Genomic DNA, 16,378 nt, shown 5'->3' on the forward strand with positions numbered 1-16,378 from the left:
GATGTCAAGACCTGGTAAGGTTCTTCGCGTTGCTTCGAATTAAACCACATACTCCACTGCTTGTGCGGGTCCCCGTCAATTCCTTTGAGTTTCAGTCTTGCGACCGTACTCCCCAGGCGGAGTGCTTAATGTGTTAACTTCGGCACCAAGGGTATCGAAACCCCTAACACCTAGCACTCATCGTTTACGGCGTGGACTACCAGGGTATCTAATCCTGTTTGCTCCCCACGCTTTCGCGCCTCAGCGTCAGTTACAGCCCAGAGAGTCGCCTTCGCCACTGGTGTTCCTCCACATATCTACGCATTTCACCGCTACACGTGGAATTCCACTCTCCTCTTCTGCACTCAAGTCACCCAGTTTCCAGTGCGATCCGGGGTTGAGCCCCGGGATTAAACACCAGACTTAAATGACCGCCTGCGCGCGCTTTACGCCCAATAATTCCGGACAACGCTTGCCCCCTACGTATTACCGCGGCTGCTGGCACGTAGTTAGCCGGGGCTTTCTTCTCAGGTACCGTCACCTTGAGAGCAGTTACTCTCCCAAGCGTTCTTCCCTGGCAACAGAGCTTTACGATCCGAAAACCTTCATCACTCACGCGGCATTGCTCCGTCAGGCTTTCGCCCATTGCGGAAGATTCCCTACTGCTGCCTCCCGTAGGAGTCTGGGCCGTGTCTCAGTCCCAGTGTGGCCGATCACCCTCTCAGGTCGGCTACGCATCGTCGCCTTGGTGAGCCGTTACCTCACCAACTAGCTAATGCGCCGCAGGCCCATCCCCAAGTGACAGATTGCTCCGTCTTTCCAGTTTCCTTCAGGCGAAGAAAACAACTATTCGGTATTAGCTACCGTTTCCGGTAGTTGTCCCAAACTTGAGGGCAGGTTGCCTACGTGTTACTCACCCGTCCGCCGCTAACCATCAGAGAAGCAAGCTTCTCTTCAAGTCCGCTCGACTTGCATGTATTAGGCATGCCGCCAGCGTTCGTCCTGAGCCAGGATCAAACTCTCCAATAAAGTATTGAAAAGAGCGATAAGCTCATTTTGAATCTGACGAGATTAAAAATCTCATTTGTGCTCCAGTCGATTCAAGCCAAGGCTTGTCTCCAACTTTCGCGTTCATTCTGCAAGCAGAATGTTTACTCACTCGTTGTTCAGTTTTCAAAGATCAAACTTGTTTTCGTTACCGAATGTTGTTCTCTTCAGCAACTCTTATATAATATCATGTCCGAACCAACTTTGCAAGCTCTTTTTTTAAGTTTCTTTCGAAGCTTATTTCAATCGCTTGCCGCACCGTATATCTCGTGTTTTTTTGGCCGGAAATAGAATATACCATGTAGAACACACACTTGTAAAGAGTTAATTTCAAAACTTATCAAATCCACGATCTAACCATATTAAGGACCTTCAATCTACCATGAACTCTTAGGTTCAATTTTATTATCCTGCAGCTTAATCTTCTTTATTTAAATCTGTCTTTCTTCTATATATAAGAAGGCAACCCTCTCAACTCTTATATTCGAGACGAAAGGGTTACCTTCTATAGTAATCTATATTTATTTCCGTTCTACTTTATATCCTTTATCCTCAAGCAGTTTCACGATGCCGTGATCGCCCAAGTAGTGTGCCGCACCAACAACAATGAAATACTCCTCACCTTTGCCGTTTTTCAAGTAACCATCGATTTTGTCCGCCATACCAATGTTACGATCAACCAGCATTGCTTTGTTATATTCCTCGTTAGTGGAGAAGCTGTTTGTCAGTTCAAGCAGTTGCTCGTCATTACCCGTTTTCCACATCTCAGCCATTTCTTTCACACTGTTATCCAACACGTCGAAGTTTTCGATTGTCGCTTTCAGTGTTTCCTCTTGTGTTTCTTTGGAAAAGTCGTTAAACATGCCAAGTTGAGATTGATAACTCTCCAACTCGATAACTGGAAGTTTGCGCTCGATCGCTTTCTGGATGAAATACAGATCCACTCCTGCTGACGCTTCGTATCCTGCCGTTGTGGACTTCAAACTTGCAAGTGTGCTCTCTACTACCCAAGGCTTAAATGCATCCAAGGCGTTAGACTCCAGACCATTTTTCTTCAATACATCACCCAGCTTAGTATACGTTTCACTGGAGATGTGATCTTTCAGTGTTGTTCCATCTTGATACGAACCCAGACTTAGAACCAGCTTTTGCTGCTCTTCATCAGCGGCTTTGCTAATATCAATCTCTACCCCGAGATAGTCAGCTTCCGCAAAGGCTTCTTCAAACTCCGGACGCAATGGATAGAAGCTCTCATCCGCAATATGCATGGACCCTACCAGATAGACCGTGTTGCCATTGCTTTCAACTTCCCACATGAATCCGCGTCCACCGGTTTGAGCAGTTTCGGTTGCTCCACCTTTGGATACCAACAGCACCGTGCGCGTTGCAGCATTCCAGCGAACTTCGTAACCTGCTGCATCACCAACGATGCGGATTGGAGCATACGTTACACCGTTGATGCGCGTAAGCTTGCTTTTAAGTGTAATCGTTTTGCCATCTACTACAGCCGTGATCGTATCTTCTGTCGCAGTTGTTAGCTTCACATCCATAGCATCCAGCGTAGTCCGCAGCGGAACCAATGTTGTACCTTTCTCCAGGATCGGCGCTCCTGTAGCATATTTCACAGCTTGGTCATTAACCTTGACGGAAGTTCCTTGTGGAGCAGCCATAGCTGGTACTGCAGATGCGAGCAACCCTACTGAGATGGTAAGAGATAAGAGCATGCGTTTCCAATTCTTCATATTATGTAATCTCCTTTATTGAATATAGTTGCCAATCCATTTTTTAATAGAATAGACATACTTAGATACTACGGTTAAAGATGGGAATTGGTGCCACTCCAAAACGGAGCAGCACTTTCTCCCTTCATTACTCTCATTAGATAAGAAACAATAAAAACGAAACCGTCGTATAGGTTTAATGCTAGATATTCGCAAAATCCAAGCTATGCCAAGATAAATAGATACTGATCAGAGCCAGGAAAAAGAATGCTATAGAAACCTTCGGATTGCCCCACAGCTTCACTCCATATGCGACGAAGAAAATAGCGATAGCTAATTTAGAGATGCTTTGGTAGTTGCCCTGCTCTGAAAAGGCTTAACTGCTAAATACAATTGAAAGTAGTAGTTGTAGTCAGGATCGAACAATGCTTTAAACCACAGAGGTTCCCTCAAAAACTGTATATAGAACCCTTTTAACTGCTGCATGATCATCGACCCTCTTCTGAACTCGATTTAATATGACCACCGACACAGCACACCACTTGTCATAATAGTGAGAAAAAGTCATCAATAAAGCTTATCTATCAGGACATATTTTCATGATAAGTAGGAAAAGCGCAAAACTCATTTTGCATCTTCATATATGATAATGTATACGGATTTTTTCGATATTTTATCTTAATTATACATAGCAAAAAGACCACTATCTAGTATTAGATAACAGTCTCATTTTAGAATACTTTATTCATTTAAATTAAAATCATTCCGTCTTCTATTCTTCTACAGAAACATAAATACTTAATCGTATGCGAATTGCCGCTATCTCAAAACCAGTTAGAATCATAATCCAGTGATCTTTCCTTCCCTTCTTTCTCTAGTAATATGTTCAGGAAAACATCAAGCAGCTCCTATCAGCTTGAGTACAACTAAAAATATTGCTGGGATAATCGAATTGATGGAATTAAATATTCAGTGAACGATGATATTCGACCATATATTTCTGATAGCTCCTTCTAAAGTAAGTAGAAGCTGGATCCTTATTCTTGCTGCTTCATTCGGAAAGAATCTCACAAATTTTGTGCTTCGGCATGTAGTTGTCATGATTCATCCTCTGGTATAGAGTCTAACTAATCTTCTTGCACATTTCGGTACAGTTTATCTAATATCGTTTTTAACTGATTTAATTCATCGTCTTCCAAACCTCGTGTAACATAGTCATGCGCGTTTTTAACTGTTAACAACAGCTTTCCTTTAACTTCTTGACCTTTAGAGGACAAATATAAATAATGTGAGCGCTTATCTTGATCATGAACAATACGTCGAACCATGCCCTTGCGTTCTAAAGAATGTATCATTCTCACTACCGTTGTTTGATCCCGATCGATGGCCTCCGCCAGCTCTTTTTGAGTCATAGCTTTATCTATATCAAGACAGGAGATAATGCTCCACTGCTCCGGTGTCACCTTGTAGGGCTTTAATTGTTTCGTAAAATAGTTTGTAAGCTTGACATCTGTACGATGGATCAAGAAGCCGGTAATATTATATAAGTCCATTGCAGTACCCTCATTTATCATTTTCTTAAATCAAATATAGTCGATCTCTCAAAGGTTACACATGAAATCCGTCAAAAATTCGTTAATTTCGTTTAGAAAAAATGATACATGGATACAATCAAGCTAAGTATGAACAAAATGAGTGCTGGAATGGCCTTCTGAATCGGGTCTTTAGCTAAGACTATTAAAGTAAACGCTCCAGCAAGCATTGTTCCGGCTAGAAGCAAGCCAGCTAAAATTGCTGCGACAGGCATCCAGATGCCAACGATCATACCAGCTGCCCCCACAATCTCGAACGAACCAGTCAAAACATTAAAGAACGATGGCAGTCCAAAACGTTTAAACTCATTGGCCATTTTACCGGAAATAATTTTGCTTCCTGTAAAAAGGAAAAAAACACCTAATAGAACCTGTAAAACTGTGATAAAAATGAACATATCTACCCCTCTTTCATAAAGTTATGCATATGAATTTAATATATGCTATAGCATGTATTTTGTTTGAAATTTTATATATTGTCAACCCTAAAATAAAGCTTTATAGATTATAGCCCTCTTATGTCCTTTTAATTTTTCTTAGATTATCGTTCCAAAGGAAGCTTTCATTTTCACATATCGTTAATATTTCTAGCATGGATAATCCAATTTCTGTTCTTTGTTGAACTGTGGTAAATTTCTCTGTAATCAGCCAATTAAAAGCCTATGCTTCTTACTTTCAATAAATTTAGTAACAAACAAAGGTAATTTACTTAACTTATTGTCAATTCGACCTACGGAATATAATTTAGCTTGTTTATACAAAAATCAACCATCCCAAATTAAATATAACTTCTAAGTAATTATTCGTTCTTGACTGTTTGTATCGAACACCATTAAACAACATGTAGCGCGTTCAACATTAAATTGGCCACCAATGGCTGCAAGCTAATTTCAAAAAGAGATATGCATATTTATGAATAAATATGCATATCTCGCTAATTATGTGTGCGTTGTCATAATTAGTGAGACAAAATCAAAAAAAAAGCTTATATATCAATACAAATTTTCATAATTATTGAGAGAAATTTATTTTTCAATTTATATTGCTCAATGATTTTCATAATGGGTGAGAAAAAGCGCAAAACTCACTTTACATTTTTATGCATGATTATGGATACGGTTTTTGCATTTTTTTTATTCTTAATTATAAGCAAAAGCAAAAAAAACCACTATCTAGTATTAGATAACAGTCTCAATTTAACATACTCTATTCACTTAATTAAAATCATTTCACCCTTGTAATCTTCTACAGAAATATAAAAACTTAATCCAGATTATGTAGTATTAAATATACTAGCATCCATAAGCTAGTTTAACTCTGACTTTTCATTAAATTATATTAGGCTGACCAACACAAGAATAAAATAGAAGCACCCTTTGAGATATATCCCTAGGAATTTCAACCACATTATAGAGGGTCCAATAAAATATGTACTAGTATTACATTAAAGAGTCAACGTATACTAATTTAAGGTAGCGAGTGCCAGACGATAATTTTTCAAATTGTTCAAAAAAGTATTCTACTAAATGACGTGCTCTGTATACAATTCAATCATACCCCTTTCTTCGTTCGTATTCTTGGAGACACATGCTACAGCACCTCATCCTAAATTCCTGCTTTCTGCCATCGTCGTAAGCGGGTGTAGACAGATTTCCAATGGGGAAAGTGATAGGGTAGATTACGCCATGGGCACCTGAACGTGCAACCCATAGCATTTAATTTAACATGATTCCGGTTTCCAAAACGAGGCATCCTCCTTGTGGTTTTCGTTCAGATGAAAACCAATCTTGAACTCGCTGCCATTGTTGGCATGTCTTTAGTTTGGTCATAAAAATTAACTTTTATACACACAAAAAAAAGGACGGTTCAAGACAGATACTATGATCGTTTGTCTGTCTGAGCCCCCAAAAAAGCGACCGTTCCCTATATTGAAACTGGGACACGGTCGCTTTTTAATTTAGTTAAAAACTATGATTTAGTTAGCAAGTTCTCATTGAATAGATTCCTTTTTCAATTAAGAATTTAACAATAATGAACGTACTTTTCATTGCTTAATTGTTACCTATATTTTTAATTGTGATTGTGCATTCCAATTCTCAGGAGGTTTTCTTCCTTCTGAAAACCAGTTACAACCATTGCTTATCCAGATTTCTCTCCATATTCGATATGATTCCTCATTATTGCAAAATCCATCATCATCAAATCCATACTGAAATCCGCAGCAAGGACATATTTCGTCAGAGGGTACACCTCTATGATCATATGGTGCTTCATACAGACCTTGATAATTGCACACTAAACAAATCTTTTTCATCCTTCAGAACACCCTCTCATCAACTTCCTGGTTGTCTATCATAATATGCTTGTCTAGCCGTTGGCTTAAAGAACGTTCTAGTAGTCCCATTACGGTTATATGAACCGAATGTATTAGTTGCCGAATCGTACACCCTAATGACACCATTCGAATCAGTTTTAATTTGATAGCTACTTCTATTATTATAAAATTGGTTAGCCTTTTGAGCATAATCATTTGCACTTGTCGCACCGACTGCTCTACCATGCCGAGTATAATGATCTTGTAGTGTGCTGCTATATGCCCAATTACAAGGTCCAGTATTATGCACCCATATCATAAGGTTGCTTACAAAGTAAGTATGAAACACATCGACTGTCAAATTGAATACCTTTACCTTCTTGTGTAACAAGTTAATACTCTCTATTTCGAGACTATTCCCATTATTCTGAACAAGCAAGTCTCCAATTTCAAGATCTTTAACATACGTCCAGCCCTTTTTATCAACCCAAAACGGATGGTTAAAGGTTGATTCAATAATTTGCTCACCCACATGAATTTGATAAATCTCATCCGTCTCATGGTTGAACGTAGCTGTAACCTCTTTGTATGCTAATTCACCAGTATCCTCATCCTTAGATAGTACCTTATCTCCGACTTCAATGTCTTCGATGTTCTTTTCTCCTTTGTCTGTTTGAACCTTAGTCCCTCCCACAAAGCAGTTACAACCTTTTGTAGCAGGCGCTTTAGTCTTACCTGAAGTTCCTCCTTTAGTTTTAGGAGTAATACCTGGGACGAGTCCCATAGCGAGTGCTGCAGCGTATTCTGCTTCTTTTCCTTTAATCAACTCGCTTACTAACTCTTCAGTTGCCCAGCCGATAGCCCCCTCTTTTTTAGAATAAGGACTTACACCTACAGCCATATCGTACAAGAAATCAAACCGTTTAAAATCATTAAAGTTATATCGATCTCGAAGCGTAATTTTATAAAGGTTATAATTGGAACTATTTATTTTATACCCTTTGCCCTTCGTATCCTTCAGAAAATATCTGAGCTCTGAAGCATAATTAGGCTCTACCATATGACCACTAGGATCTACATATCTAAGTGAATTGTTTAATGCATACGTGTATAGGTTCAAAGATAGTGGATTGTTCAATTCGCCTTCATACGTATCCTCAGTAATAAATCGTTTTTCATGGGGATCATAATATCGAGCTCTTAAATAATAATAACCCGTTTCTTCATCGTACATTTCTCCCGCGTACTTAAATGAATTCTCGAACGCTTCTTGTTCTGAAACTAAATTGCCCCAAATGTCATATTCATACGAATTCAGCTTGTTTCCAGCCGAATCTTTAATCTCGACGACATCCCCATGATCGTTGTAGTAATAATAGCCACCTTGCGAACCATTAACACGGAATAGTAATGTGTTTCCCCATATATTTCTCGCCTTAGTGTTTCCCTGACCATCTAGTTCCTCAATAATTTGGTCATTCAAGTAAATATACTGAGTCTTCTTGTTCTCAACAGTTTTAGTTGCACGGAGTCCATCCCCATAATAGGTGTATCGTGTCGAAGTTTCAACATCTTGCCCATTCGTTGTAGTTACCTTAGCCAGTTGATTCAGCCCATCATACTGTAAGTCAGTGCTTCCTTCTTTGAAGATGACTGGATTATCCTCTTCAGTGGATGCTATGTTTCCTTTAACATCATACCTGTAGGTTTTATTTCCTAGATTGCCCTTTTCCATTTGTATACGATTCAGTTGATCATATTGAAATGAAGTAATTTTAGAATTTGTTAGTTTCTGAGTTATATTACTGAATCCGTCATAGTTAATTTGCTGATTATAACCGTCAAACTGATTTGAAACTAATTCATCAAATGCATTAAGTGTTAAGGATTGCTTTTGATGATTCGGAAACTCGGTCGTTAAACGGCTGGAATCCTCACCAATGGTATAGTTTATCTTTACCGTACCCATATCTGGATAAGAGACAGAAGAGATCCGATTTAAAGTATCATATCCATACTGGACACTCTTACCATCTGGATAAGCTAGACTTTCTAATTGATCGGATTTGTTATAAGTTAAATCATACTTATGGCCTCCGACCGTTTGAGAACTCAAACGATTCCATGTATCATAGGAATATTGTATAGCCTCGTTTTCACTACTTGATTTCAGCGAGGTGAGCATGAGATTGTTCGCATCATACGTTTTATTAACACTATAAATCGTGTGATCTTGTGCATCTCTAATATCAATTAACTCTGGCTGATCATATCCGTTATAATGGAAAGAATGCGTTTCATTGAGTTCATTTTTATAATTAGCAAGTAACCCAATAGGTGTATATTCATAGTGATTTTCTCTAATTGTATCTTTTAGATCGGGTGTATCACTTTTTTGTATTTTTTTTGATGATAACTGCCAGCCGGATTCATTATAAGTACTTTCTTGTTGTAATTCACCATTTATGAATTGTTTTGTAAGTGAGCCACTCACGTCATACGTGTACGTATAATTTGTTCCCTCAGCATCCTTCATAGCTACCAGATTGCCACTTGGTTCATAGCTGTAATGTGTGATCTGCTGTCCATCATCCATAGTTACAATTGTTTTCGTGTTCTGATCTAGCGAGTTAAACGTAAATAAGGTCTCTCTATTCTTAGTTGCACTTTTTTCTTGAATCCTTGTGGGTTGTCCAGATAGAGTATCGAGTTTAGCTTCCACCTTACCATTAGGATGCACAATTTTAACTGAATTTTTTGGGAGGATTGTTGAAGCTTCTTTTACGGTATTACCATAAGAATAGCTTGTAATATTTCCTTCAGCATCAATTTCTTTAGCAAGATCTCCATTAGAACCATACTTATATATGGTTTTCTGTTTCTCATCTCCATAAGGTAAAGTAGAAGTTAATAAAACGCCACTATTATTAAAGATATTCTCTACCAATGTTCTTGTGCTTCCATTTGAGACAGCTGTCTGAGTTTCAACTTCTCCAAAAGGAGTATAAGCTGTTACAGTACTAATCCCGCTCGGCTCTGTTGCGGTAATCTCTCGGTTACCGTTGTTATATGAGTACGTATAATCCAAGGCCTTACTCCCGTCGGCTGGTAAATACTTTTCTCCAATAACTCGGTTTTGAATATCGTAACTAAACTGGACTTTACTGCTATCAGGATATGTCATAGATGTTTGTCGCCCGTAGGGATCATACGTATACAAGTAACTGATCGGTTCTGGTGATGATCCATCTTTTAAAGTTAAATATGCAGTTTGCTTCGTTACATGTAAGCCACTATCATCATAAACAAGGTATTGATTACTTTCTCGGTATTTTCCATATCCATCCCCTGAACTTGATTGTTTAATGTGCGTGGGTTGGTGAACAGCATTGTAATCGAGATATTCCGTAACGAGTGTATCTGTCGAACTTTTTCCTTGATTAGAATAAACTTTAATCTCAGTACTTTTATAAACGGTACCATCTGCATTGTAATCAAAAGACTGTCTTGTTGAACTGTCTGTGTCTGCAGCCGTCTTCTCCAAATAGCTCACCTGATGGAATGGGCCATTATATAAGTAAGACGTTACATTACCTAAGATATCAACGACTCTCTTGGGATAGCCGTAACTGTCATATTGGAATGATTGCATAGCTGTGTAATTTTTTATAACTGACGTGTTATCTCCCCAATAGAGCTCATTTTTCACATTATCAGGGCGTGGATCTGAAGACAATCCATCGGTAAACATTTTAACCAGGGATGGATTGAATCCGTCTTTGTAAAATGTCGATGTTACTTCTGTATTTGCAAAGTCAGTATCAGCGTTACCAAAAGAGTGTGTTAGTGCGTTTTGTATATTTGAGAATTCCGTCGTGGCATAAGTTTCTTTTAATGTTCCATAAGTGTTCGGAGTATAACGATTTGTCGTGGTTGATACATAGTCACCATAATTGTAGCTTGTTTTTGTAGTGATGTTGTCCCCAGTACGAAAAGAACTATTTGAAAGTCTGAAGTAAGCAAGCTCCTCATCCATTCTCGAAACATTCCATACTTCTTGAGCATCCTTCGTATTCCCTTTTATCGTTTTTTGAAGGAATTTTAAGCTATCTTTGTTGTCTGCAAAGGTGTAATAAACCGAGCTGACCGGATGATAGCCAATGTAAGTCAATACGTTGGCATCAAGATAGTTGCGAATCGTTCCGCGAAGTTCTGCTTGATCACTCCATTTTTCTTGAAGGGACCAAGATTTATCATAGGAAGAATATCTGTAATGCGTTCTAAACCCTTGATCATTTTCAACTTGTTTTAAAAGAAGGTATTCAATTTCACCGTACGTTGCTCGATCACGATTAAAGATCGGACTCGCTTCTGCTCCTTCTTGGTCGAGAATCGGTTTATAATTCTCGTCAAAGTTATAATAGTAATCATCTTCAAAATTGAAATCCGCATGGGAATTCACATCTGGTGAATAATAAGAATAAGATTCAATGGTACGATTATTTAGTGTATCTTTCACTGCATTCAGTTGATAATATGAAGCCGGAACTTCTTGCAATTCATATTTGTCTACTTGATCTTGTACGGCTATCCTTAAAGAGGCGGTATGATCCATTAGGGTTGTATCATACAACATCTTATACAATTGATCTCCGTTTGATGAGGCTACTGTGTATCCTTCAATGACCCCGTTGTTAGTTTTAATGTCGATGTGTTTACCAACCGAATCAATAATGTTAATACCATCGCTAGAATAATGATACGTAATTCGATCCCCGAATTGATTCTTCTTGTATAATATCTCACCTTCATCATTAAATGCGTACGTAACTTGATCATTTATAGTTAGTGCATGATTTCCGTCATTATCTAATTGATAAACAACATTATCATAAGGATAGTTTTCCGGATGCTTTTGCACATCTTCCGAATTCAAATTAAATTCATAAGTAGTACCATCTTCGAGCGAAAATCGGCGAACGCCGTGATCGTAATTGTAACTCCGATTATACGAATCATAAGTTACACCTGGTTGAAAAGTAATTGGAATGGACTCAAATATATAACTTGTGTGCATGACAGGTAGAGACATACTCCAACCTGTCGCGATATAATAATCAGTGTTTGTCAATTGATCAATTGCCTGACTTACTGTATTTCCCATGCAATCTGAAGCTGGAGAAGTGGTATCAAAATCACTATTCCCTTGGTCGCAAACTTGCGTCGCTTCATACGATGGGTTTGTCGTTTTTGCATTTATAGAATCATAGGTACGGATTAAGGAAAAATCCAAATTGGCTTTTCCTTTTAGGTATAAATCGACTTTACTTTGCGTTGCAGTTTTATAAGTGGAGTTGACATCTGAGTTAGTGTCACTTTGAAACACAAACGAACTGTTACGATCTGTAAACTTAAATCGATCTGGTAACGAGCCTAACGATTGCATCATAAATGATTGTGAATCCAGAGATACGGAACCTTCAACGTCTTTTGTATCTTCGACGTCTTTTGTATCTTCGACGTCTTTTGTATCTTCGACGTCTTTTATATCTTCGACGTCTTTTATATCTTCGACGTCTTTTATATCTTCGACGTCTTTTATATCTTCGACGTCTTTTATATCTTCGACGTCTTTTGTATCTTCGACGTCTTTTGTATCTTCGACGTCTTTTGTATCTTCGACATCTTTTGTATCTTCGACATCTTTTGTATCTTTAACGTCTTTTGCATCTTCAACGCCTTTTGTATCTTCGACGTCTTTTGTATCTTTAACGTCTTTTGCATCTTCAACGCCTTTTGTATCTTCAACGTCTTTTACATCTCCAGTATTATTTTGGTAGACTGAATCGGTTACTGTGGGGAAATCTACAGTAGGACTTTGAATCGAATTCCAATATGCTGTTGTTGCTTTCTCATTCTTTTCAAAGTTATACACTTGCATGGATACTGGTGTGTACTTTGATAATAATTGTTTTTCGGGTTCAGATAATCCATTCATAATTTGAATAACTTTTTCTTTACTCAAATCTAATAGTACTACTAGTGAATCGGTATCCAATAAAGAAATCACATCCGAATAGTAATAAGCAGCAACTAAAAGCATATCTTTTGAAAATAAAGACTCTATTTCTTTTAATTGTTGTTCATCAAATTTAGCAAAAGATGAGATACTCTTAAATGAGTTTTCTTGAACTTTTTCTCCCTCCATTGGATCAGCAAAAACTTTGATATCTGCAAATGGGTTCAACACTAAGCTGATTATCATCAAAAACGATAATATCGTTTGTAATCGATTTGTTTTTTTCAAATTCATTATCTCCTATTTAACCTATTTATTATCAATAATCATACGATCTTGTTTTATCATGTTACCGAGCGCATCAAAAATATAGTCTATGATATAAAGCTTATCGTCTTTAGCAATTCTTTCAGAAATGATCCTATTAAACGCATCATATTCGTATTTTTTTATCCCGATATCATAAGTGAAATTGTAGATTTGTGTGACTTGTCCATTTTTAATAACAGCAGCATTTATATTTGTTGAGCCGGAAATATGAATGGGCGTAGTATAAACTGTTCCATGGGTTAAGGTAGGTTTCGAACCATCACTGGTATACACGATCTTGTCTGCCGTTGTTGAAAGTGTTAGGTTAAATGGTTTTTCGTACAGACCTGTTGGTTTATTAACTTTAATCAAATCTGGCAATGTCCAACCATCCCGTTTAACTTGTGCATATGCCCAAACATAAACTTCACCAAAACCTTGATTAAAACCATCATTTATAGCTTGATTAATGTTGTCCCAAACACCTAAATGCTCAACGTCGTTAACAAAACCTGCAAAATAATGTATGAGCTCAACGGGATATTTAAGATGAGACTGTACATAAGTCAACGATTTGATGTGTTTGTCCTTTTGGTCATAAATCAGATAATCGTAATCTTCGAGCATGAAGAAATCTAGATTTGGATACTTCCATTGTTTATAAGGGAAATTAACGATACTCATCATTTGAGGTACTCTATCCCGGTCAACTACAGAAGGAGTAAAGAACAACACGGTAAACTTTGCATCGGGGTAAACTTTTTTAACTGCGTCTCTGAGCATTAATGTAAACTCACCGTTTTTATTCCTCAACCAATACAGCATATCCTCGTGACCTTTAATTGACTCCAAACTAGACTTAAACTCATACATTCGTTTACCTGTCTCTTTTTGGTAAAGATCTTTGGTGGCTTTATCATAAAATGTGGGTGGTTTATCCTTCAGACCTTCCATGAACCACCACCAAGGCTCCCCTTCCTGAATCATTGGCTCCATTCCATTTTTAACAGACATTCTTGCTAGCTCTAATACATATTTTTTATAAAATTTCTGTACGTCTGGATTTGTAAAACTCAATAGATGAGGAACGGGCACCCACCCACTTGTAGCTGGTGTATTGTCCCATGTGCGTTGCCACCAGTCAGCAGGGGCATCAACACTTTCCATAGAGATAGAATTAATAAGCTTGAAATCATTCTCACTCAATCTCTTAATATAGTTGTCATACCACTGTTCAAATCCTGAATTGAATGGGTAATCTGTAATGACTTCCATTGCACCATTCGAATACTTTTTGTCGTAGTAATGTGATGCACCCACATACATGGTCACATAACCGTTAAATCCTAACTTTTGATAATCTGATACGACTCGTTCGGGAGTCAAATTGTAGATGTCATCGTAATCATCAGTAATACGAAGAGCCTGTGTCGGTCTAGTTTTTGGCTCCTCACCTAGATAATCATTCCCGGACACGTTCCAGTTTGTCATCTTAACCATGAACTTTTCAGAATCGGTTAAATATTCATTGGCTGCTGTACCATCGTATTGAGTTGGTACATAAGCCCACATGATTTTCTTAATGTCATTAACAGGTATTTTTCTCCATTCTGGATTTTTAACCCATTCTTCAAGATATTCTTTTTTTCCATCTTTATCAGTTATGACTTTGTATTCTTTTTGATAAGGTTGCCAGCCAGCATAAAGATTATTAAAATCAATCTTTATATTTCCTTGTGTACCAGTGGCTACACCAGCTGATCTTCCCGCCGGAAATATAATATTATTCTCTTGCTCCCAATCATCTTGAGGCCGATTGGTGACATAATTCCACAACCGGGCATAGTAAATCTCACCAGCATTTGTTTCTATTGTCAGCGCAGGCGCAAGGGTCGAATTCATGTCCGGTACGTTTCCGTATAAATTGTAAGTGTAACTTAAAGTGACGTCTGAAAAATTACTATCGGTTGGATACTTTAAATTTGGGTGACTATAGTGGTCTATAGATTCCCAACTCATTCCGCTAAGATCCGAAGGCTTACGAAAGTTCCCCATAGTTGTAACTGTATTTCCGTTTGTAATTGTTGAAGCCATCATTGAAAATGAGAAGTTATTGGTTAAATATTTGGGTTGGAGTTTATAAACTTCATTATCATGAGTGGACGATATTTTAGAAGATACGGCTAGTTTTGACTGAAGGAGTGATTTATTTATTGGAGTCTTTTGAGGTTCATAATCAGGGAATTCTTGCTTCCATTTTTTTAATTGAACTGCATATGAATCCGATATATCTTGAATCTCCGAATCATCATGGGCTGTTTCTTTAGCCCTAAGGATCTCATTATTTTCCTTTAGTTCTTGTAGTTCTTGTTCATTTGAAACATTGTCCTCTGCAAAACTCACATAGGAACTATTAAACACCAGTTGAAAACTTAAAATAAATGCCATACATAATGCTACTTTTTTCGAAATCACTTTCTCGCTCCCTTATAAGAAAATTTTTATATATAACAATTTACTATTATATGTTTTTTTCAAAATTTTACAATGAAAATTTTAACTCTATTTAATGATTAATGGTTGTCTTCGATATTATAAAGACCGTTTCCCGATAGAATCCGAGAAAACGGTCAAAGTTAGAGAACTAAAAGGAGGCTATTAGCCTAAACACATTCTTTTGGAGGTCGTGAGAGAATGTTTTTTTGAGGAGCTGACCAATTAAAGCGCTACGATCTTTATGCTCGCCCAACCGTTAAACGAGTATAAAAACAGGCCAACCAGTATTTACTGGCAGGCCTGATAATTCAAAAAACTGCTGAAATTGCGACTTTAAATTGCATGATGTACTTGTCCCGTGTCATATCGACTTATACTTTATCAATCTAGCTTTGATACGGAGAAGTATATGTTTCAACAAACAACCCTGAATTCCTGATTTCATTGAGTTTTTCCACACATTCTTCTTGTAGTCCAATGTACATATAGTAGTCATTACCGAAATGAACAAACATGGATGACACGGACAGTTTACCCCATAAATGTTCTCGGAGAATTAGTTTACATATATCGGATAAATTTGAGTTATCAATGGTATCACCATCTTTTACGTTTGCAAACAAATCAACCATGTTACTCGAAATAGACAGATTCTGAGTAACATTATCATCGTATTTTTCTACGTTTGTAATTTTAAACGAAGAAACGTTCATACATTGCATTAGAGTTACTATTGCATCGATATATCTATTCTCAAAAGATAGATAGTCTGATAGTGTGAATTCTTTTCCTTCGTAAACTTTCCCGATATCATAATATGATGTCCAATCTTCTTTTTTAAAGTTTCCTTCATTATCGCGAAAAACGGGGTTATACTTTGTAACTCTCCAACAATGCATTC

7 protein-coding genes and 1 rRNA gene are annotated in these 16,378 nt (G+C 37.6%); all 8 read right to left on the minus strand.

Annotated elements, in window-relative coordinates:
- Positions 1 to 1,008, minus strand: a 16S ribosomal RNA gene (locus EL84_RS30620); the annotation flags it as partial.
- 539 nt (positions 1,009 to 1,547) lie between these two features.
- Positions 1,548 to 2,768, minus strand: coding sequence for a TraB/GumN family protein (locus EL84_RS00190; protein ID WP_047840240.1), 1,221 nt, complete (start codon positions 2,766 to 2,768; stop codon positions 1,548 to 1,550).
- Between the two features lie 1,106 nt (positions 2,769 to 3,874).
- Positions 3,875 to 4,300 (minus strand): MarR family winged helix-turn-helix transcriptional regulator, encoded by a 426-nt coding sequence (locus EL84_RS00195; RefSeq protein ID WP_047840241.1) that lies wholly within the window; start codon positions 4,298 to 4,300, stop codon positions 3,875 to 3,877.
- A gap of 92 nt (positions 4,301 to 4,392) precedes the next feature.
- Positions 4,393 to 4,737 (minus strand): DoxX family protein, encoded by a 345-nt coding sequence (locus tag EL84_RS00200; RefSeq protein WP_036613160.1) that lies wholly within the window; start codon positions 4,735 to 4,737, stop codon positions 4,393 to 4,395.
- 1,207 nt (positions 4,738 to 5,944) lie between these two features.
- Complete coding sequence (locus tag EL84_RS32995; RefSeq protein WP_082218764.1) at positions 5,945 to 6,091, minus strand: transposase; 147 nt, start codon at positions 6,089 to 6,091, stop codon at positions 5,945 to 5,947.
- Between the two features lie 581 nt (positions 6,092 to 6,672).
- Complete coding sequence (locus EL84_RS00205; protein ID WP_047840242.1) at positions 6,673 to 12,960, minus strand: polymorphic toxin-type HINT domain-containing protein; 6,288 nt, start codon at positions 12,958 to 12,960, stop codon at positions 6,673 to 6,675.
- 21 nt (positions 12,961 to 12,981) lie between these two features.
- On the minus strand, positions 12,982 to 15,456 hold the full coding sequence (locus tag EL84_RS00210; protein ID WP_053061325.1) for a chitobiase/beta-hexosaminidase C-terminal domain-containing protein: 2,475 nt from the start codon (positions 15,454 to 15,456) through the stop codon (positions 12,982 to 12,984).
- 407 nt (positions 15,457 to 15,863) lie between these two features.
- Complete coding sequence (locus EL84_RS00215) at positions 15,864 to 16,376, minus strand: hypothetical protein (RefSeq protein WP_047840243.1); 513 nt, start codon at positions 16,374 to 16,376, stop codon at positions 15,864 to 15,866.
- Between the last annotated feature and the right edge of the window lie 2 nt (positions 16,377 to 16,378).

It is taken from the genome of Paenibacillus sp. VT-400 (assembly GCF_001029205.1).
GTDB lineage: Bacteria > Bacillota > Bacilli > Paenibacillales > Paenibacillaceae > Paenibacillus > Paenibacillus amylolyticus.